Raw genomic sequence first — 20,265 nt, 5'->3', positions numbered from 1 at the left:
TCGGTCAGCGGAGAACGGCCGCGTGCGGTACGCAGCCGGGCTGGTGTGCCGAGCATGGGTGGCGCCGGGCCGCTGACGACCGTTTATGACGACGCCGTCATCCGACCGTCATCCGGGCGGCCACCCGCCGTGTCGGAACGGCGACAGCAATGCACCCCGTTCGGCTGTGGCGTGAATCAGGAGGAACGGGCTTCATAAAGGCACCAGAAAGTCGCCGAGGTCTGTGGGGGCACGGTGGGACGAGTACTGGTGATCGAGGACGATGAACGGATCGGCCGGCTGGTCACCCGCGCGCTCGAGGGCGGTGGCCTGCTGACCGAACGCGCCGCGTCCGGGTCGGCCGGCCTGGACGCCGCGCTGCGCCGGGACTTCGACCTGGTCGTGCTGGATCTCATGCTGCCCGGCCTGGACGGTCGCCAGGTGCTGGACCGGCTGCTGGAGCAGCGGCCCGACCAGCGGGTGCTGGTGCTGTCCGCGGTGCCCGAGATCAGCACCCGGGTCGCGGTGCTGGAGGCGGGCGCGGCGGACTTCCTGGGCAAGCCGTTCGCGGTCGCCGAACTGGTGGCCCGGGTACGCGCCCGGATGCGCGGGGCGCCGGGCGGCGACGCCGCGCGGTGGCTGCGGGTCGGTCCGGTGCAACTGGACCTGCACCGGCGACGGACCACCGTGCGCGGGGTGCACGTGGACCTGCCGCTGCGGGAGTTCCTGCTGTTGCAGCACCTGATGAGCCGGGCGGGCCGGCCGTGCAGCCGGGAGGAGCTGCTGGCCGACGTGTGGGGCCTGCACTTCGACCCGGGCAGCAACGTGGTCGACGTGTCCGTCCGCCGGCTGCGCGGCCGGCTGGGCCAGCCCGACCGGATCGAGACCGTACGCGGCGTGGGCTATGCGTACACCGTCGAGTGAGCGGCTGCTGGCCCTGGTCTGGATTCTCTTCGCCACGGTCAACGTGGCGTTGATGTGGTTCCTGCCCGGGCAGGAGACGGTGCCGTTCCACCTGGTCTGGATCAGCCTGGCCCTGGTCTACGGCTTCACCACCTGGCGGTTGTCCTGGATGGTGGCCGCGCTGCTCGCGGTGACCACCACCACGGGCGTGATCCTGGCCCACCACGCGGCGGCCGGCGAGATCCGCTGGGAGGAGACCGCGGAGGAGCCGCTGATGGCGTTGATCTTCATCGTGATGGCCTGGCACGTGCACCGTCGGCACGTGCTGCTGCAGGAGATGCGCCGCATCGGTGCCGCCGAGCGGGACCGGGCGCACCGGCAGGAACTGCTGGTGCGGCTCGCCTCGCACGAGTTGCGGACGCCGCTGACCATCGCCCGCGGCTACACCGAGCTGCTGCGCAGCACCCATGACGACCCGACCATCGTGGAGGACACCGCGGTGGTCCTGGACGAGCTGGACAAGGCGACCCGGATCGCGCACCGGCTGGTCACCCTGATGCAGCTGGAGGAGCAGCACCCGGTCCGTCCGGTCGACCTGGACGCCGAGCTGACCCGGATCGCGCGACGCTGGGAGCCCGCGGCGGACCGGGACTGGTCCTGCCGGTCCGCGATCGGGCTGACCCGGGTCAGCCCGGAGCGGCTGGAGACCGCGCTGGACTGCCTGATCGAGAACGCGGTGAAGTTCACCGGCCCCGGGGACCGGATCGCGCTGCTGGGCCACCGGGACGCCACCGGGTGGACGGTGGAGGTGGTCGACTCGGGGACGGGCATCCGGCCGGAGGCGATCGCCGACCTGCTCGTCGGGCGGCCGGGGTGCCCGACCGCCACCGGCACCGGGCTCGGCCTGGCCAGCGTGCGGGCGGTGGTCGGTGCGCTCGGCGGCCGGCTCACCATCGGCGCCGGGCCGGACGGAGGCGCCCGGGTCGGGCTGCGGGTGCCCGAACCGGGCCCGGCCCGCGGCGAACCGGTCCTCCCGGAGTCCGCCGGACAGCCGGTCGCCTGACCATCGGCCGTCCCGGTCGGGACGGGCAGGCGCCGGCCGGCACCGTGGAGGTCAGCGGGACAGGTCCCGGTGCCGCCACCGCGTCACCGAGCGAGTCGCCGAGGGTCCGGCGACCGCGCTCCTCGACGCCCGCGCTGCCGGCCCGGCCGGCCGCCTCGGCGACCACGCCCGCCGGGTCGGCGGTCGGGCCTGCGAGATCGGGGCCCGGCGTGCGGCCGGCCGCCGCCGGTTCGGGGCGGCGCCCGGGTCGCCGTCGCGGTCCGAGGCTCCACCGTCCGCCTCGCTTAACAGCGCGGCCAGCACCGGTCCGAGCTGGTCCGGCCCGGGCACCCACCGGGTGAGGCCGGTCCTCGCCAGGATCGTGGCGTTCGCCCGCCTGTGCCCGGGATCGGCCGGTACGTCACCACCGGCACCGCACACGCCAGCCCCTCCCGGCAGGTCAGGCCGTTCAGCCGGTCCACCACGAGGCCCGGCCGCGCAGCCGCCGGACCAGCTCGGCGGCGGCCGCGTCGTGCCCGGCGCCGATGTCCGCGGAGACCACCACGATCCGTCCGGGCCCCTCCATGTCGCGGCGCATACCCACGGCCACGCCGTCCACGCCGCGATCACACCGCGCCGCGGCGGACGAGCAGGCGCAACGCCGCGTACCCGGGCAGCACCGGCAGCCAGAACGTGGCGAGCCGGTAGACCAGCACCCCGGCGACGGCGGTGTCCACCGCGACGCCGTAGAGCAGCAGGCCGGAAACCAGGGCCGCCTCGGTGGCGCCCAACCCGCCCGGGGTCGGCGCGGCCGACGACACCCCCTCCCCCACCACGCACACCAGCACCACCGGCGCGATCAGCACCGGGTCGGTCGGCAGGCCGACGGCGAGCAGCGCCAGGTACAGCGCGGCCCCGTAGGCGATGGTGAGCGCCACGCTGACGCTCAGCAGCGGCAGGATCCGGCCACCGCGGACCAGCGCGCGCAGGGCGTCCGCGGCCTGCCGCCGGGCCGTCCGCAGCCAGGCCCGCCACCGTGGTACGGCGAAGGCCACGGCGACGACCAGCAGCACGCCGAGCACGATCAGCAGCACCGTCAGGCCCCGCCCGGTGGCGGCGTTCATCAGGTGCCGACGGGTGCCCCGGGCGAACGGCAGCAGGACCGGCAGCAGGAGCAGGACGCCGAGCACGCCGGCGACCCGGTCCACGGCGACCGCGGTCGCCGCCGCCGGTACGGGCAGGCCCTGCTGGCGCAGGTAGCGGATGCTCAGCGCGGCGCCGCCGAGCGCGCCCGGCGCGAGCCGGTTGACGAACGAGGCGGCCACCTGGACCGCGATCGTCCGGCCGAGCGGCACCCGCCCGGCGGTGGCGAGCCGCAGCGCCATCGCGCTCAGCAGGTAGGTGGCGGCCGAGGCGAGCAGAACCCCGATCACCGCCAGGGGGGCGGCGTGGACCACCGCGTGCAGGGCGGCGCGGACCTGGCCGATCTGCGGCAGCAGGAAGTGCACCAGCAGGCCGAGCATGACGAGCAGGAACACGTCCCGGCGGGTGATCCGGACGACCCGGGCGAGGTGGTCGGGGCGCCCGGGGCAGCGGCGGGCGATCTCGTCGTGCAGGTCGTCGAGCAGCCCGGGCCGGCGGTCGGCGAGCGCCCGGCCGGCGCGGGACAGCAGCGCCGGCTGGAGCCACGGCAGGCTGTCCGCGACCGCACCGGCGCCGAGCTGCCCGACGGCGGCCGCCACCGCCGGGCGCACGCCGGCCAGCGCCGCCAGCGTGACCAGGAGTTCCACCAGGTCGCGGGCCTGCTGGTCGGCGGATGCCTCGTCGGTGCCGGAGCCGAGGTCGACCAGCCAGGCGGTGGAGTCCGCGACCAGCACGTTGGCCGCCCGCAGGTCCCGGTGGGCCAGGCCGGCCCGGTGCAGGCGGGCCACCTGCCGGCAGACGTCGTCGAGCAGGTCCGGGCCGAGTTCGGCCGGCTCCAGCGCGTCGAGCGGCCGGCCCGGAACGAACTCCTGCACCAGCAGCGCGTCCCCGGCCGGGTCGGTGGCGGTGGCGACCAGGCGCGGCGTACGTACCCCGGCCCGCTCCGCGCGCAGCAGGAGGTACGCCTCGTGCTCGCTCTTCTGCTTCGCGGTCACGTACGGCGGTTCGTCGACGATGCCGCGGTAGCGCAGCCGGCGGTAGAGCTTGTAGAGCCAGTCGGCGTCCCGCTGGCTGCCCCCGGTGACCTTGACGAAGAGGCGCCGGCCGTCCGCGGTGGTGACCCGCAACGGTCGGGAGCCCCGGGCGTCGCCCCGGACCGGGGTCAGCTCGACCGCCTCGATGCCGCGACCGAGGAGCACCTGCCGCAGCCGCCCCACCGTGCCGCCCGGCCCCACGTCACCGACGATCATCCGGGTGAGGCTCGCCATGAACCAGCCGACCAGGAACCCGCCCAGCACGTCGACCGGCAGGTGGGCACCCACGTAGACCCGGGCCGTCCCGACGGCGGCCACCGCGAGCCAGGCGAGCGGGCGGACCCGCCGGGGCAGCACCGGGGCGAGGACCGCCACGAGTGCCGTCGCCACCGCCAGGTGCCCGGACGGGTAGCCGTAGCGCCCGGTGACGGTCTCGTGCAGCCGGATGTCGGCCAGGAAGGCGGCCGGCCGGACCCGGCCCACCACGAGCTTGGCCAGTACGGCCCCCCAGTAGGCCAGGTTTCCGGCGAGCAGAAGGTCGCGGGCGAGCCGCCACTGCCGGGCCGCCGCCGCGACCGCCGCCGCGACCAGGATCGCCGGGTACGCGCCGAGCTGCATGATCGGCACCAGCACCGGGCCGACCGGGCCGGGGATCTGGTTGACCAGCGTGAACAGGTCCCGCTCCCAGCGGCCGGGGGGCCGGTGCCGCGCCCAGGCGCTGACCAGCGCGAAGAGTCCCCCGGACAGGACCAGGCCGAGGACCAGCGCCGGTGACGGACGGTGGGTCCGGGGCATCGCCGGCGTCAGCGAATGGCGGGCGGGCGACCGGCGGCCGGGCGCGCGGCCGGGTCAATCGTCCTGACGGCTGCCCCGGTGTCGCACATGGGACGACCATATGGTCGCCCCCGGCCGGGGCGGACGGCAACGCCGCGATCCGCCCCGTCGGGCGGACCCGGCCGCGGGTCAGGCGCGGCGGCGGCCGGCCCCGCGGGACCGGCCCCGGCGGGCGGCCAGCACCGCCGCCAGCCCGCCGACGACGAGCGCGAGCAGGCCGGCGGCGGGCACGATGACCTGCCAGTCACCGTCGGCCATCCGGCGCAGCGCGGTCCCGGCCGGCCCGCGCCACTCCGGCGGCGGGGTCGGGCGGGCCGCCGCCGGTGAACCGCTCGGGGCGGCCCGCTCGGCGTCCAGCTCGCCCGGGTCGACCAGCCGGCCGACCGAGGCGTCCCGGGGCAGCGAGAAGCCCCAGTCGAGCAGTTGGGCGCCCTGCTGCCAGCCGCGTACCGGGCGGGACTCGGCGCCCAGCAAAGTGACCACGAGCCGCCGGCCGCCGCGCTGGGCCGCGCCGACGAAGCTGTGCCGGGCCAGCTCGGTGAAGCCGGTCTTGCCGCCGAGGGCACCCGGGTAGCGGTAGATCAGCTGGTTCTCGTTCTGGATCTGGAAGCCGCCCGCCTTCAGCGCCCGCTGGGCGGGGATCTGGGTCCGCTCGGTGAGCGCGTAGCGGCGGAACGCCGCGTCGGCGAAGCAGGCCCGGGCGATCAGGGCCAGGTCGTACGCGCTGGTGAACTGCCCGGGACCGTCCAACCCGGACGGGGTCACGGCGTGGGTCTGGCGGGCGCCCAGCCGGCGCGCCTCGGCGTTCATCTCGGCGACACCGGCACGGGCGCTGCCGGCGCCGAGCCGGGCCAGCATGTTCGCCGCGTCGTTGCCGGACTGGAGCAGCAGCCCCAGCCAGAGCGTCTCCACCGAGTAGCGCCCGCCGACGAGCAGGCCGACGGCGGAGCTGCCCCGCTCGATGTCCAGGTCGGCCCTGGTCGCGATGGCCGTCTGCTTCGGGTCGAGCCGGTTGAGCAGGGTGGCCGCGAGCAGCAGCTTCTGGGTGCTCGCCGGGATGCCGTGCTCGTGCGGGCCGCAGGCGCCGAGGACGGCGCCGGTGTCCAGGTCGGCGACCAGCCAGGTGGTGGCCGTGACCGCTGGGGGCGCCGGGCTGCCGGGCGCCGTCACCAGGCCCGCCGAGGCCAGCGCCTCGCCGCCGACGGTCTGGTCCCCGGGCACGGGCGGCGGCGGAGTGGGGCGCGGCGGGCGGGTCACCTTCGGCGCCGGGAGCCGCGGGCAGGGCACCGCCGCCGCGGGGGCGGCGGTCGCCGGCGGCGCCGCCTGCGCCGGGGCCGGCGCCCCGGTGACGAGCAGGGCGAGGACGGTGGTGGCGGCCAGGGCCCGGACTCTCATGAAGAGGCACCCTATCGAGCGGCTCAGCTGACGCCGCGCAGCCATCGGCGCTGCCACGGGGTCTCCACCGCGCGCCGGTGGTAGCCCGCCCGGACCCAGGTCACCGCCTGCTCGGGGCCGAGCCCGTCGAGGACGGCCAGGGCGGCGAGGGCCGTGCCGGTTCGTCCGACGCCGCCGTGGCAGGCGACCTCGACCCGCTCGCCCGCGTACGCGCGGCGCCACGCCTCCCGCAGCGTGTCGAGCGCGTCGGCGCGGTCGCGCGGCAGCCAGAAGTCGGGCCAGCGGATCCGGCGGGCCGGCCAGGCCGGCTCCGGACCGGGCGCCAGCAGCAGGGCGAAGTCGGCGGGCGCGGCGGGGGCGGCGATCCGCCGCCCGCGTACGGTGGCGCCTCCGGGCAGCACCAGCAGGCCGGTACGGTCCGTCCACGGCTGCGTCGGGTCCATCCGGTCATTGTGCGGCACCGGGGATCGGCAGACGCGAAGGTGCCCGCCGGACGTGGTCCGGCGGGCACCTTCGGGAACGGTCCGGGCGTCGCCCGGGGTGCGGCAGGATCAGCGGGAGCCGATCCCGAAGCGACCGCGCCGACGCCAGGCCAGCGAGAGCAGCACCAGCACCGCACCCGCACCGGCCAGGCCACCGCCGAGCTTCAGCGGGGTGCCGAGGCTGTCACCGGTCACCGGCAGGTTGCCGCCGCCCGGCCGCCCCGGTCGAGCCGGCAGGACGATGCCCGTGGCATCGTCCGCCTGATTCCCCTGCGTGGCGGTGAAGTGGTGCCGCCCGGTCCGGCTGGGCTTGTAGGTGATGGTGAACGTGCCGTCACCGGCCGCCGTCGCGCTGAACGTGGTCGGCGCCGGCTGCGGCTGCTGGTAGGCCACCGCGCTCATCGCGACGGCGCTGCCGTCGCTGCGGCGAACCGTCCCCTGGGCGGGTGCAGCGTTGGGGTTGCCGCTGATCTCCACGTCGATCCTGACCGCGCCGGCCACGAAGCCCTCGCCATGGAGCGTGAAGCTTCCGTCGCCGAGACGGATGGCCGGCGGCTCGATGGTCAGCGACACTGTCGGCGGGTACACGGGTGGCTGCGGCTGTGCCGCGCCGGCCGCGGTCGGCACGGCCGCCACGGCCAGGCCGACCGTGAACGCCATGATGATGCGGGATAGCCGCATGATGGATTCCCTCCTACTGATCACAGCTTGGTGCGGAAACAACTTGGGTGGTCCATGGGGTGACGGTGGGTGTGAGCACCAGCTCGGCAGTGCCGGCGCTCGTCTTTCCGGTGAGCAGGGTGACGTCGAGGGTCCGGGTCTTGCCCGGCTTGACCTCCACGGTCGCCACGGTCACCTGGCGGCTACCGGCGGTCCCGCTGCCCATCGCGGTGTCCTTGCCGTCCAGCCGGCCGGCGAGCACCGCCCCTCCGGTCGGGGTGTACACCGACACCAGGGTTCGGGCGGTGTACGGATCGCCGGAGAGGGCGAGGCCGGTGACCGACTCGGACAGGCCCGACCGCGGGACGGTCGAGTGGACCGTGACCCGTAGCCGCAACTCGCGGCGCCCTTCCGGCTGGCAGTCGCCGACCGTCACGGTTGCCGAGAACCTCAGGTAGTAGCCGAGCTTCGCGCCGCTGCCGTCGTTGAGGAACACGCCGACGGTCGGCACGATGTCCTTCTCGCGAAGCTTCCCGGCCAACCGGCTGTCGCCGAGGACGCGCTGCTCCGCGGGATGGGCACTCCAGAACAATATCCGACGTTCGGCAATAGAACGGTTGAAAACGGTCAAAAGGGACCGAGGGTTGACGGCTTTCGTGAAGAGGGCGTCGAACACCGCGGACGCCGCCCGCGCGAAGAAGGCGTCCTGCGCCTTGGTGTCCAGCGTCCGGTAGGCGTCGCTGAGCAGGGTCCGGACCACGGTGCTGCCGGCCAGGCTCGGCTGGTCCGGCACGGTAACCGGTCCGAGCACGCCGAGGAGATACGACAGCACCAGCGGATCCACCGCGAGCACGCCGTCCACCTCGGTGCCGGTGCGCCGGCGGACCATCTCCCGGTACAGGGCCGCCGCCGTCGGGAAGTCCGGGCTGAGGTTGACGTCCGCCGGGTACGTCCCGGGGAGGTCCTTCCAGAGATTGCGCAGCTCCCGGCTCACCGGCAGCGGCGGCGTGAACGACGCGAGGCTGCTCGCGCTCTTCTGGCCGGACATCCGGATCCGGCCACCCTCGGCCTGCAGCACGGCGTACGCGCCGAACATGCCCCCGGTGGCGCGCAGCTCGGCCGGATTCTGCGAGACGAGCAGGTAGCTGCGGGGACCATCGGCGCCGAGCAGCGACGGCAGCAGCTTGGCGCCCTGGTCCGCGGCGGAGGTGAGTTCGCCCAGCCGCTCCAGCTCGGCCCGCAACCCGGAGACCGCGTCCCGCACCTGCCCGACCAGGTCGTCGGTGGACACCGCCCGCAACCGCTCCTCGGTCTGCCGCACCGCCCGGTCGGCGGCGGAGACCTCGGCCGAGACGGCACGCAGCCGGCCCAGGTCGAGCTTTCCCTCCTTCGGCACCAGCGACGCGAGGTCGACCCGGAGCAGGGTGGGGAAGGCGAGCCGGGCCAGGTCGTCCACGGCGACCGCGATCTGACGCACCGCGGCCAGATCGTCGCCCGCGTAGGGAGCCTGCTGGCCGAGCCACCAGGCCGGGTCGCCGGTGGCGGTCCGGGCCGAGGCGGCCTGCTCCTGGAGCGCGGCCAGCGTGCGCTGGGCCCGGGCCACGTCGCCGCCGACCACCTGGGTGCTCAGCTCCTGGGCCAGGCCGGCAGCGTTGAGCAGGTGCGCCCGGGCCTGCCAGCCGCGGAACCCGACCCACCCGCCGGCGGCGAGCAGCACCGAGACCACGACCAGTCCGACGAGCAGGACCCGGCGTACGCGGGCCCGGCTGCGGCGCCGGGAGCGCCGCCGCCGGCGGGGCAGCCCACCGCTTTCCGTCACTCCACTCTCCCTGCTAGAAACCGGACACCGTTGACGATTGATCGCTTTCTAGCACGAATTTCCACCGGTTCAGGGCGTTATCGTGCACTTAGCCGTTGTGTGCTTTTTGTGAGAACCGCTCCGATCAGCGGCGAACGCCCCCGGCTCGCGACGAGACCTCGCGCAGCAGCCCCTCGATCCGGTCGACGCCGGCCCGCAGGGACATCTCCCGCAGGTAGGCCTCCCGCCCCCGGCGACCCATGTCCGCCCGGGCCGGCGGTGGGATCGCCGAGGCGAGCCAGAACCGGTCCGCCAGCGCCGCCCAGTCCTCCGGCGGGCAGGACAGCCCGGCCCGCGCCCGTTCCACCAGCGCCACCGTGTCGCCACCCGCCGACGCCACCACGGGCGCGCCGCAGGACAGCGCGGCCTGGAGCTTGCCGGGCACCATGCCCCGCAGCTCCGGCAGGTCCCGCAGCATGACCAGCTGGTAGTCGGCCGCCGCGTACAGCTCCGGCATGTCCAGTGGGGACCGCCGGTCGACGAACCGCACGTTGTCGGCCCGCAGCTGGGCGGCGAGCCCCCGCACCCGCCGCTCCTCGGCCCCCGAGCCGACCAGGACCAGGTCCATCCGGTCGCCCAGCGCGGCCGCCGCGCGCACCGCGGTCTCCAGCCCCTGCCGTACGCCGATCGTGCCGGCGTGCATCACCACGGAACGGTCGTCCCGGCGGATCAGGTTCCGGGCCGCCCGGCTGGGCTCGGTCGGGCGGAAGATCCGCTCGTCGGTCCAGTTCAGCACCACCCGCACCCGGTCCGGGTCGGCGCCCCCGGCGACGACCACGTCCCGCATGGAGGGTGCGGTGACTGCGACGGCCCCCGCCTCCTGGTAGATCCGGCGCAGGGTGGCGTCAAGCCGGCCCGACCACCGGCGGGTCTCCCCCGCCCGGGACGGCTCCTCCTCCGGCCAGACGTCCTGCACGTGCAGCACGGTCGGCACCCGGCCGAGCATCCGCAGCAGGCCGGCCGCGGCGAAGGTGACCGCCGGGAGCTGGAAGACGTACAGGGCGTCGACGTCGCCGAGGTAGCGCCGGCCGGTCAGCGCCACGCTCCCGGCGAAGGAGAGCCAGCTCGCCATCCGCGCCGAGCCCTCGCCGGCCCCGTACCGGGGCACCCGGCGAACGGTCAGCCGGTCGCTGTGCGTCTGGTGCCGCCAGCGCTGCCGCCAGCCCGGATACACGTGGCCGCCGGGATAGTCCGGGAAGCCGGTGAGCACGCGTACCTCGTGGCCGCGGGCGGCCAACTCCTCGGCCAGGCTCCCCGGGATGAACGCGGGCTCGGGCGGGAAGTGGTACGACAGGATGCCGATCTTCATGGCCGCGCTCCCGGCGCGGCTTCCCGACGCGCAGGCCCCGGCACCCCGTAGGATGCCGGCATCCCCTCTGCGACCGGCCGCGATCGCCGGAACACCGCCGTCGCGGCGCCGCGTCCCGCGACCGTGCCGACGAGAGGGGTGCAGATGGTCGACGGGGTGCTCTTCGTCTGCCACGCCAACATGTGCCGGTCACCGATGGCGGAGTTCATCGCCCGCCGGCTGCTGCGGGACCTGCCGGTCGTGGTGACCAGCGCGGGCACCGACGCGCTCGACGGGGCGGCCATGCACCCGTACGCGGTCGAGGTCGCCGCCCGGACCGGCGCCGACCCGGCGGCGTTCCGCACCCGCCGGCTCCGACCGGAGCACCTGACCCGGGCCGCCCTGGTGCTGACGGCGACCCGGCGGCAACGCTCGGTCTGCACCGCGCTGGCCCCGGCCGCGCTGCACCGGACCTTCACGCTCCGCCAGTTCGCCCGGCTGGCCGCGGCCGCCTCGGTCGAGGCGACCGAGGTGACCGAGCCGGCCGAGCCGATCGCGCCGGCCGCCCCGGGCGAGGACTCGCCGTTGCGGACCGCCGTGGCGGCGGCCGCCCGCGCCCGGGGGCGGTTGCAACCCGCCACCCTCGACGCGGACGACCTGCGCGACCCGATCGGCGGCTCCCCCGCCGACTTCCGGCGCTGCGCCGAGGAGATCGAGCGGTCGATTCGACCGGTGCTCGCGCTCATCGGGACAGCCGGGTGAGTTCCTGGGTGTGATCGCCCGCGGGGACCTGCTCCCCGCGCCGGGCCACGCCGGCCCGGTCGGCGGGTACGGACGGCCCGGCGGCCGGCACGGCCACCTTGTACGCCTCGTACTGGTAGGCGTCCGCCTTGGCCACCTTGGCCATGTTCAGCACGCAGCCGAGCAGGCGCACCGAGACCGAGTGCAGGGCGTGGGCCGCGGCGGCGACCTGGCTGCGCGAGGTCCGCCCCTGCTGGGTGACCAGCAGCGCGCCGTCGGCCTGCACGGCCACCACCACGCCGTCGGTGACCGCGAGCAGCGGCGCGGTGTCGATGACCACGATGTCCGCCGACTCGCGCAGCGCCACCAGCAGGTCCGCCATCGCCTTGGAGCCGAGCAGCTCGCTGGGATTGGGCGGGGTCGCGCCGCTGGGCAGCACGAGCAGCGACTTGTCGCCCCACCGCTGCACCACGTCGCCGACCTGCACGTCTCCGACCAGCACGTCGGTGAGGCCCACCCCGCCGTCCACGCCGAGGTAGTCGGCGACCTTAGGACGGCGCAGGTCGGCGTCGATGAGCAGCACCCGCCAACCGGCCTCGGCCAGGGCGATGGCGGTGTTGCAGGCCATCGTGGTCTTGCCCTCGCCCTGCAGCGCGCTGGTGACCGCGATGACCCGGGCGGGCTCGTGCACGTCGACGAAGCGCAGGTTGGTCCGCAGCTTCCGGACCGCTTCGGCGCGCCGCGAGTTGGCCGCCTCGCCGACGATCAGCGGAGCCGACTTGGCCCCGGACTCGAACGGTATCTCGCCGAGCAGCGGGCTGCCGGTGACCCGCTGGAGCGCGGCCGCGTCCCGCATCCGGACGTCGGCCAGCCCCCGCAGCACGGCCAGCCCCGCCCCGAGCAGCAGGCCCAGCAGGCCGCCGAGGACCAGGTTCCGCACCGGCTGCGGCGAGACCGGGTTCGAGGTCACCCGGGGACCGCTGACCACCTCGAGCTTGATCGGCGGCGCCTTGCCGTCCGGCGGGGTCTCCACCTTCTGCACCAGCTCGATGAACTTGGCCGAGAGCGTCTCGGTGGTCTTCAGGGCCCGGGTCTGGTCGGTGTCGGTGACGGTGGCCTTCAGCAGCACGGTGCCGGCCTCCGTGGAGGTGGTGATCCGGCGCTGCACCTGGTCGGCGGTGAGCCCGAGCGGGGCCTCGGCGACGACGCTCTGCGCCAGCCGGTCACTGGTGAGCAGGTCACCGTAGGACTTCACCCGCTGCTGGAGGAAGAGGCCGCCCTGGTAGGCGTCGGTGACGCCCTGGCTCGGCGTGGTGACGAAGAAGGTCACCGTGGCCTCGTAACGCGGTGCCGTCCGGACCGTCACCAGAGCGGCGGTGCCCAGGGCGACCATCACCGTGACCAGCACGATCCACCAGTGGCGTCGGACCAGACGCAGATAACCGAGAACGTCCATCACGCTCCCCCTCGCCACACGCCGGTCTGCCGATGAAACTGCACGAAAGCCCCCCTAGAAACCCCAGTACGCGTGCCAGGATCAAAAACGCCTATACACGACGGTAAGCGACTCAGCGAATGTAAACGATCAGAACCGCACAGACGGTTCGGATCCTTCCATTTCGGAGCACATATCCGGGCAACCCATGGATCGTCAGGCCGCCGGTGTGGCGGCCCTCCTCCTGTTAACGCCGGACCCGGCCACGTGGTGCGGCCGGTCGGCCGGCCGGCCGGATAGGGTCGGAACCGGTGTGCCGGGAAGTCTGGTCGGCGACGACTCCGCCGACCCTTCTTCCGAACGGACGCCGCATGACCGAACGCCGCCCACCGTCCCCCCGCCTGCTGTCCCGCCGCTCCTGGCCGGAGGCCCGCTTCCTGGCCGACGTGCTGCGCACCGAGACGGTCGGCGGCGGACTGCTCCTGCTCGGCGCGCTGGTCGCCCTGGTCTGGGCCAACTCCCCCTGGCGGGCCGCGTACGCCGGCCTCGGCGAGTGGGTGCCCTGGCCGGATGGCGCCGGGCTGCACCTGGACCTCAGCCTCGCCGCCTGGGCCGCCGACGGCCTGCTGGCGATCTTCTTCTTCGTGGCCGGGCTGGAGCTCAAGCGGGAGTTCGTGGCCGGCGACCTGCGCGACCCGCGCCGCGCGGCACTGCCGGTGGTGGCCGCGCTGGGCGGGATGGTCGTGCCGGCACTGGTCTACCTCACGGTGACGCTCGCGGCCGGCGGCGAAGGACTGCGCGGCTGGGCCATCCCCACGGCCACCGACATCGCCTTCGCGCTCGCCGTGCTCGCGGTGGTCAGCTCACACCTGCCGCAGGGGCTGCGGGCCTTCCTGCTCACCCTCGCGGTGGTCGACGACCTCTTCGCGATCGTCATCATCGCGGTCTTCTACACCGCCGACTTCCACCCGCTGCCCCTGCTCGGCGCGGTGCTGCCGGTCGCCGCCTTCGCCCTGCTGGTGCGGCGCCGGCACACCTGGTGGTGGGCGCTGCTCCCGCTCGCGGTGACCGCCTGGGCGCTGGTGCACGCCTCCGGTGTGCACGCCACGGTGGCCGGGGTGCTGCTCGGCTTCACCGTCCCCGTAGGCCCCGGCGCGGGTGGCGGGCCGGGGCTGGCCGAGCGGCTGGAGCACCGGTGGCGGCCGGTCTCCGCGGGCCTCGCGGTGCCGGTCTTCGCGTTCTTCGCCGCCGGGGTGTCCCTGGTCGACGTCGACCTGTCCGCGGTCCTCGCCGACCCGGTGGTCCTCGGCGTGGCGGCCGGGCTCGTGCTGGGCAAGGCGGTCGGGGTGTTCGGCTCGACGTTCCTGCTGGCCCGGTTCACCCGGGCCGAACTCGACGAGGAGATCACCTGGGCGGACCTGGCGGGGCTGGCGCTGCTGGCCGGCATCGGCTTCACCGTGTCGCTGCTCATCGGCGAGCTGGCGTTCGGGCCGGGCAGCCCCGAGGACGAGCGGGTGAAGGCGGCCGTGCTGCTCGGCTCGCTGGTCTCCGCCGGCCTGGCCTCGGCGGTGCTGATCCGGCGCAACCGGGTCTACCGGCGGATCAGCGAGCGGGAGAGCCGGGATTCCGACGGCGACGGCATCCCGGACGTCTACCAGGAGCGGCCCGCGTAGGTGCGGACGCGCGCGCCGGCCGCCGTGGCGGCCGGCGCGCGTCGGTTCAGCGGCGGCGGTCGGCCGGGTGCTCCTCGCCGCGCTCCTCGGTCTCCTCCTCCAGCGCGTCCGCGACCGGCTCGGTGAGGTCGTCGCCCGGGACCGCGATCGCCTCGACCCGGTCCTGCTCGTCGGAGCGCCCGCCGGGCGGCGGCTCCGGAGCGGTGGCGCCCCCGGCGAAGCCGTACTCGTTGGGCTCGTCGTGCCTGCTCATGCGCGGGACCTCCCGGTCGTCGGGTTTCCTCTCGTGGCTCACGCTAGGCGGTGGTCGTCACCCGCCGCAGCGTCGCCCGGATGTTCATACCCAGGTGACCCGGCCCTCGATCATCCGCGGCCGGTTCCGCCGTCGACGTGCCCGGCGGAACCGGCCGCCGCCTCAGGTCAGCTCGGCGACCGCCTCCAGGATCAGCCAGAGGCCGGAGATGGCGAAAAGCACGGCCGCGCCGTACCGGATGGCCTTCTCCGGCAGGTGCCGGCCGAGCAGGCGGCCCACCAGGATCGCCAGGGCGTCCGCGGCGACCATGCCCAGGGTCGAGCCGAGCCAGGTGCCGAACCAGCCGTACTTGGTGGCCAGGGTGATGGTGGCGAGCATCGTCTTGTCGCCCAGCTCGGCCAGGAAGAACGCCACACCGACGGCGACGATCGCGTTGCGGCTGCTCTTCTCCGCCTTGCGCTTCTCCTCCTCGGTCAGCTTGTCGCCGCGCAGGGTCCAGGCCCCGAAGCCCAGGAACGCCAGACCGGCGACGAGCGAGATCCAGTCGGTGGGCAGCGCCGCGTTGAGGCCGTAGCCGATGGCGACCGACGCCAGGTGCACGACCGCGGTGGCGACGGTGATGCCGATGAGCACCGGCAGCGGCCGGAAGCGGGTGGCGAACGTCAGGGCCATGAGCTGGGACTTGTCGCCCAGCTCGGCGACGAAGATGACGCCGAAGCTGATCACCAGCGCCACGAGGAAACCGTCCATGTGAACCTTCCCGATCAAGCCGGGAGGAGGTACGGGGCGCCCTCGACCCGGCTGCGACAGCCTGAGTCGAAGGTCTCGCCCGCCCCGGGAACCGGGGCTGCGTGGCCGGATGCGGAACGCATCAGTATGTCGACCACGACATTGGGGGCTACTCCCCTTCGCGCCGCTCAGCCTAGCCGATCACCAGCGGGCGGGCCGCGCCGGGTGAACAGGCTCACGGAGGGCTCAGTCGGCCCGGGCCAGGCTGACGCCGAACAGCCCCTCCGGGTCGGTCCAGAACGCCTGCCGGTCGAACCCGGCCGCGACCAGCTCCCGGGCGATCCCCTCCGGCCGGAACTTGGCCGAGACCTCCGTCCGCAGCTCCTCCCCGGCGGCGAACTCGACGTCCAGGTCGAGCACGCGCACCCGGACCGGGCGCTCGGCCCGCAGCCGCATCTCGATCCACTCGTGCCGCGGATCCCAGATCGCCACGTGCCGGAACGCCGCCGGGTCGAAGGTGGCCCCCAGCTCCCGGTTGATCACCCGCAGCACGTTGCGGTTGAACTCGGCGGTCACCCCGGCCGCGTCGTCGTAGGCGGGGACGAGCACCGACGGGTCCTTCACCAGGTCGGTGCCGACCAGCAGCCAGTCGCCGGCCTCCAGCGCCGCGCGCGTCGCGGTGAGGAACTCGGCCCGCTCCGCGGGCAGCAGGTTGCCGATGGTCCCGCCGAGGAACAGCACCAACCGCCGGCCGCCGGTGGGCAGCCGGTCCAGGTGCCGGGTGAAGTCGCCGACGATGCCGCGCACCCGCAGCCCGGGGTACGCGGCCGCGATCTGCTCGGTGGACCTGCGCAGCGCGCTGACCGAGACGTCCAGCGGCACGAAGCTGCCCAGGTCGCCGTGGCGGGTGAAGGCGTCCAGCAGCAGCCGGGTCTTCTCCGACGAGCCGGAGCCCAGCTCGATCAGGGTCTTCGCACCGGTCAGCGCGGCGATGTCGCCGGCGTGCGCGGCCAGCACCGCCCGCTCGGCCCGGGTCGGGTAGTACTCCGGCAGCCGGGTGATCTCCTCGAACAGCTCGCTGCCGCGGGCGTCGTAGAACCACTTCGGTGGCAGCCACTTCGGCGTCGCGGTCAGACCGACCCGGACGTCCTCCCGCAGGCCGCGGTCGAGGTCCTGCTCCTCCAGGTGGATCTCCAGTGGCTCCGCGCTCATCAGCTGTCCTTCCTGTTCCTACGGGTGTGGGAAACGGGATGTCAGGCGACCGTCAGCTCCCGGACGTCCAGCCCGGCGGCGGTCGCCACCACCAGCCGGCCGTCCGGCACCGGCCGCCAGCCGGGGTCGTCGTCGGAGGGTTCGGAGGCGAGCAGCACCGATTCCGGGGTACGGCGTACCGACAGCGCGTGCCCGGCCACGCTGGCGGCCACCGTGACGCCGTCGGTGAGCAGGAGGTTCAGCCGTGATCCGGGGGCGGCGGCGGCGACCGCCGCGACGGTCCCGGCCACCGCGTCGCCGGGCGTGGCGCCGGCCCGCAGCCGGTGCCGGACCAGCGCCCAGAGCAGCGCCGAGTCGGTCGGCACCTCCAGGGTCAGCAGATCGCGGAGGGGCAGCCCGCCGGCCAGCGGGACCAGGCTGTCCGGCCAGCCACGCACCACCCCGTTGTGGCTGAACAACCAACGCCCCTCGGCGAACGGCGCGGCCGCCGTCTCGTGCAGCGGCATGCCGACCGTGGCAGATCGGACGGCGGCCAGCACCCCGCCCGCGGTGGTCACCGCGGCCAGCTCCGGCAGGGTGGTGTCGCTCCACATCGGCTGTGCCCGCCGGTAGCGGACCGGTTCCCCGCCGTCCGGATACCAGCCGACGCCGAAGCCGTCGGCGTTGATCGTGCCGCCGCCGCGCATGTCGCGGGGCGCCCAGGACTGCCGCAGCAGCCCGTACGGCGGGTCGAAGAGCAGGCTCCGCAGGCTGACCGGCGGACCGAGGTACGCCAGGTGACGGCACATCAGGCGAGGCCGCCGATCACGCGTGCGACTCCTCGGGGCGGGCGTCGCGGGCGCAGCGGAAACCGCTGAAGATCTGCCGCCGGATCGGGTAATCCCAGTTGCGGAAGGTGCCCCGGCAGGCCGACCGGTCGGTGCCGAACGAGCCGCCGCGCAGCACCCGGTGGTCGTCGCCGAAGAAGACCTCCGAGTATTCGCGGTAGGGGAACGCCGCGAAGCCCGGGTGGCCGCGGAAGGCGGACGAGGTCCACTCCCAGACGTCCCCGATGAGCTGGTGCACGCCGAGCGGCGAGGCCCCGTCCGGGTACGCGCCCACCGGGGCCGGCCACAGGTGCCGCTGCCCCAGGTTGGCGTGCGCGCTCGTCGGGTCCGCGTCGCCCCACGGGTAGCGGCGTGACCGGCCGGTCGCCGGATCCCAGCGGGCCGCCTTCTCCCACTCCGCCTCGGTGGGCAGCCGCCGGCCGGCCCAGGCCGCGTACGCCTCCGCCTCGTGGAAGCAGACGTGCACCACCGGCTCGTCGTCGCGCACCGGCGACCAGCGCCCGAACCGGCGGTACGCCCAGCCGTCGCCGTCGCGCCGCCAGTGCATCGGCGCGCTCAGCCCGGCCTCGACCCGGTGCCGCCAGCCGGCCACGCTCCACCAGCGCGGCTCGTCGTAGCCCCCGTCGGCGATGAACGCGCGGTACTGCCCGTTGGTGACCGGCGCCGCGTCGATGGCGTACGCCGGCAGCTCGACGGTGTGCGCGGGGCGCTCGTTGTCCAGCGCCCACGGGTCGGTGGAGGTGCCCATGGTGAACGGCCCGGCCGGCACCAGCACCTCGCCGCCCACCCGGACCCGCGGCTCGGGCGGCGGCGGGGCGTCCAGCACCGGGCCGCCGGCGCGCAGCTGGTGGGTGGCGAGCATCGTCTCGTCGTGCTGCTGCTCGTGCTGGACGATCATGCCGAACGCGAAACCGTCCTCGACCAGCTTCCGGTCGGTAAATCGGATCCCGTCCAGCAGGTCGTGGACCTTCTCCCGGACGGTGCGCACGTACGCCCGCGCCTCGGCCGGCGGCAGCAGCGGCAGTGCGGGCCGGTCCTTGCGGGGCTGCTTGAACGCGTCGTACAGGTCGTCGATGTCGCGGCGCACCGGGTCGCGCCCGCCGACGTCGCGGACCAGCCACAGCTCCTCCTGGTTGCCGACGTGCGCCAGGTCCCAGACCAGCGGGGACATCAGCGTGGAGTGCTGCCGCACCAGGTCGTCGTCGTCCACCGCGTCGGTGAGCAGGGCGGTGCGGGCGCGGGTGCGCTCCAGCTCGGCCGCGATCCGGGCGCGCAGCCGCTCGCCCTCGATCGCCGGCCGCTCGGTCGTGGTCACCGGTGTCCCCTCTCCGCGGCGGCGCGGCGCCGCCGGATCGCTCGGCTCGTCTCGTCGTGGATCCCGGCCGGCAGCTCCAGCCGGGGCAGGGCCGCCAGGGCCAGGTCGAACAGGGCCGCCGCGGCGGTCGCCAGCGGTCGCTCGGCCAGCCCGCGCCGGGCCGCCGCGACCCATTCGCCGGCGACCGGGGCGGCGACGGCGAGGGCGTCGCGGGTGGTGGCGGGGTCGGCGAAGAGCGCCGCCAGCACCGCCAGCGGCACGGTCCACTCCCGACCGGGCTGGGCGTCCAGGTAGCGGACCTCCAGGTAGCCGCGCGGGCGGACCGGCGGGAAGAGCGTGCTGAGGTGGTATTCCAGGTCGTCGGCGGTCGGCGGGCGCGGCAGCGCCCCGGCCAGCCAGTCGGCGAAGGTGACGCCCGGCGGCGGCGTCCAATCCGGACCGTCGTCGCGCACGCAGAGCAGCGGCGCGGCGAGCGCGTACTCGGTCCAGGCGGCGAGCGGGTCGAGGTGGGCGCGGGCCGGTGACCAGACCGGTCGGGTGCGCGCCGGGTCGATGGCCAGCCAGGCGGCCATCCGGGTGGAGGCCCAGCCGGTGGAGCGTCCGGCGTGCCGGTCGGCGGTGGCGAAGGCGGCCAGCAGCGGCGGCCCGACGGCGTGCGCGGCGGCCCACCGCTCGGCCAGCCGGTCCGGGTCGCCCGCGTCCAGGCAGACCTGGAGCCCGGCGGTGCTGTACATCATCGCCCGGCCGGCCGACCCGTGCCGGTCGAAGACGGCGCGCATGGCCCGGTAGCGCGGCGTGTCCACGACGGGGCTCGGGGGGCGCCAGGGGTCCATGCCGGTGCGGCCCAGGACGAGGCCGGCGGCGTCCAGGAGGGCCCGCAACTCGGCGAGGTCGGCCTCGGTGGCCAGGATGAGCGCGGCGACCGACGGTCGCGGCGCGGAGGAGATCTCCACCTGCCCGCCCGGCTCCACGGTCACGGTGCCACCGCGCCGGAGCCCGGCGGCCGGGCTGGTGGGGTCGAGGGTGACGGGGCTGTGCCGTCCCAACGCCCGGCGCAGTCGCTCGCGGTCGACCGGGCGGGTCGGGTCCGCAGCGTCGTGCACCGTCCATTCCAGCTCGACGCCGGTCAGGCTGGGTGGCCCGGTCTTGAAGCAGATCCTGGCGAGGTGCCCGCGGGCCGCCGCCTCGTCCCCCAGCACGGTGGTCCGGTCCAGCTCCGGCGACATCACCAAGAGACGGCTCCTCTCCCCGGGGTGGGCGACGACGCTGTCGGCCGGCGCCCGTGCCGTGGCGGCCGAGCGTCGGCGGGTCCCACCATCTTCTGTCTAGCAGACGGAATCCGCGCGCCCGGGGAGATGAATTTTTGTCCGGAATCCGGTTGCGGCGTGGGCGGCGCCGGGCCGTCCGGACGGCGGGGCGACGCGGCGGGCACGGCCGGCACCGCGTCCCGCGCGCCGGTCGG

The 20,265-nt window shown here is 75.0% G+C and carries 17 protein-coding genes and 1 pseudogene; 4 read left to right on the top strand and 14 right to left on the bottom strand.

Annotated features, from left to right (window positions below):
* Nucleotides 1-249: 249 nt before the first annotated feature.
* Complete coding sequence (locus tag RMN56_RS24920; RefSeq protein WP_313719979.1) at nt 250-903, top strand: response regulator transcription factor; 654 nt, start codon at nt 250-252, stop codon at nt 901-903.
* Nucleotides 884-1,945, top strand: a complete 1,062-nt coding sequence (locus tag RMN56_RS24915) for a sensor histidine kinase (RefSeq protein ID WP_313719978.1) — start codon at nt 884-886, stop codon at nt 1,943-1,945. Before RMN56_RS24920 ends, RMN56_RS24915 begins: the two co-directional genes overlap by 20 nt.
* Nucleotides 1,946-2,382: 437 nt before the next feature.
* Here RMN56_RS24915 and RMN56_RS24910 read toward each other — a convergent pair.
* The 7 genes and pseudogenes from RMN56_RS24910 to RMN56_RS24880 all read right to left on the bottom strand — a co-directional run.
* Nucleotides 2,383-2,522: pseudogene (locus RMN56_RS24910) on the bottom strand (UDP-N-acetylglucosamine--LPS N-acetylglucosamine transferase); the annotation flags it as partial.
* Between the two features lie 28 nt (nt 2,523-2,550).
* On the bottom strand, nt 2,551-4,896 hold the full coding sequence (locus RMN56_RS24905) for a lysylphosphatidylglycerol synthase domain-containing protein (RefSeq protein ID WP_313719976.1): 2,346 nt from the start codon (nt 4,894-4,896) through the stop codon (nt 2,551-2,553).
* Nucleotides 4,897-5,064: 168 nt separating this feature from the next.
* A complete protein-coding gene (locus RMN56_RS24900) occupies nt 5,065-6,330 on the bottom strand; it encodes a D-alanyl-D-alanine carboxypeptidase family protein (protein WP_313719975.1) in 1,266 nt (421 codons plus the stop codon).
* A 23-nt stretch (nt 6,331-6,353) separates the two neighbouring features.
* Nucleotides 6,354-6,773, bottom strand: coding sequence for a protein-tyrosine phosphatase family protein (locus RMN56_RS24895; protein ID WP_313719974.1), 420 nt, complete (start codon nt 6,771-6,773; stop codon nt 6,354-6,356).
* A gap of 108 nt (nt 6,774-6,881) precedes the next feature.
* Complete coding sequence (locus RMN56_RS24890; protein ID WP_313719973.1) at nt 6,882-7,493, bottom strand: hypothetical protein; 612 nt, start codon at nt 7,491-7,493, stop codon at nt 6,882-6,884.
* Between the two features lie 13 nt (nt 7,494-7,506).
* Complete coding sequence (locus RMN56_RS24885; RefSeq protein WP_313719971.1) at nt 7,507-9,291, bottom strand: DUF4012 domain-containing protein; 1,785 nt, start codon at nt 9,289-9,291, stop codon at nt 7,507-7,509.
* A 124-nt stretch (nt 9,292-9,415) separates the two neighbouring features.
* A complete protein-coding gene (locus tag RMN56_RS24880; RefSeq protein ID WP_313719970.1) occupies nt 9,416-10,639 on the bottom strand; it encodes a glycosyltransferase family 4 protein in 1,224 nt (407 codons plus the stop codon).
* A gap of 144 nt (nt 10,640-10,783) precedes the next feature.
* Between RMN56_RS24880 and RMN56_RS24875 the strand changes: the two genes are divergently transcribed.
* Nucleotides 10,784-11,380, top strand: a complete 597-nt coding sequence (locus RMN56_RS24875; RefSeq protein WP_313719969.1) for an arsenate reductase/protein-tyrosine-phosphatase family protein — start codon at nt 10,784-10,786, stop codon at nt 11,378-11,380.
* On the opposite strand, the gene RMN56_RS24870 is transcribed toward RMN56_RS24875, so the two are convergent.
* Nucleotides 11,361-12,815 carry a tyrosine-protein kinase domain-containing protein gene (locus tag RMN56_RS24870; RefSeq protein ID WP_313719968.1) on the bottom strand — a complete coding sequence of 485 codons (1,455 nt, stop codon included), beginning with the start codon at nt 12,813-12,815 and terminating at the stop codon, nt 11,361-11,363. The genes RMN56_RS24875 and RMN56_RS24870 overlap by 20 nt on opposite strands.
* A 350-nt stretch (nt 12,816-13,165) precedes the next feature.
* On the opposite strand from RMN56_RS24870, the gene nhaA reads away from it, so the two are divergent.
* Nucleotides 13,166-14,467 (top strand): Na+/H+ antiporter NhaA, encoded by a 1,302-nt coding sequence (gene nhaA / locus RMN56_RS24865; protein ID WP_313719967.1) that lies wholly within the window; start codon nt 13,166-13,168, stop codon nt 14,465-14,467.
* Between the two features lie 46 nt (nt 14,468-14,513).
* Here the strand turns inward: nhaA and RMN56_RS24860 are convergent, their stop codons facing one another.
* The 6 genes from RMN56_RS24860 to egtA all read right to left on the bottom strand — a co-directional run bounded on the left by RMN56_RS24860 (nt 14,514) and on the right by egtA (nt 20,035).
* A complete protein-coding gene (locus RMN56_RS24860; protein WP_313719965.1) occupies nt 14,514-14,720 on the bottom strand; it encodes a hypothetical protein in 207 nt (68 codons plus the stop codon).
* Between the two features lie 162 nt (nt 14,721-14,882).
* Entirely contained in the window at nt 14,883-15,470 is a 588-nt protein-coding gene (locus tag RMN56_RS24855; RefSeq protein ID WP_313719963.1) for a TMEM165/GDT1 family protein, read from the bottom strand.
* 225 nt (nt 15,471-15,695) lie between these two features.
* Nucleotides 15,696-16,661 (bottom strand): L-histidine N(alpha)-methyltransferase, encoded by a 966-nt coding sequence (gene egtD / locus RMN56_RS24850; RefSeq protein WP_313719961.1) that lies wholly within the window; start codon nt 16,659-16,661, stop codon nt 15,696-15,698.
* Between the two features lie 41 nt (nt 16,662-16,702).
* The gene (egtC, locus tag RMN56_RS24845) at nt 16,703-17,449 is read right to left on the bottom strand and encodes an ergothioneine biosynthesis protein EgtC (protein ID WP_313719960.1); all 747 of its coding nucleotides are present in this window, start codon (nt 17,447-17,449) and stop codon (nt 16,703-16,705) included.
* 16 nt (nt 17,450-17,465) lie between these two features.
* Complete coding sequence (egtB, locus tag RMN56_RS24840) at nt 17,466-18,803, bottom strand: ergothioneine biosynthesis protein EgtB (RefSeq protein ID WP_313719959.1); 1,338 nt, start codon at nt 18,801-18,803, stop codon at nt 17,466-17,468.
* Nucleotides 18,800-20,035 (bottom strand): ergothioneine biosynthesis glutamate--cysteine ligase EgtA, encoded by a 1,236-nt coding sequence (gene egtA / locus RMN56_RS24835; RefSeq protein WP_313719958.1) that lies wholly within the window; start codon nt 20,033-20,035, stop codon nt 18,800-18,802. Before egtA ends, egtB begins: the two co-directional genes overlap by 4 nt.
* Between the last annotated feature and the right edge of the window lie 230 nt (nt 20,036-20,265).

The sequence above is a fragment of the Micromonospora halotolerans genome (assembly GCF_032108445.1).
Lineage (GTDB): Bacteria > Actinomycetota > Actinomycetes > Mycobacteriales > Micromonosporaceae > Micromonospora > Micromonospora halotolerans.
Note: the sequence above shows the minus strand (reverse complement) of the source record. Positions and strands in the feature narration are given on the sequence as shown.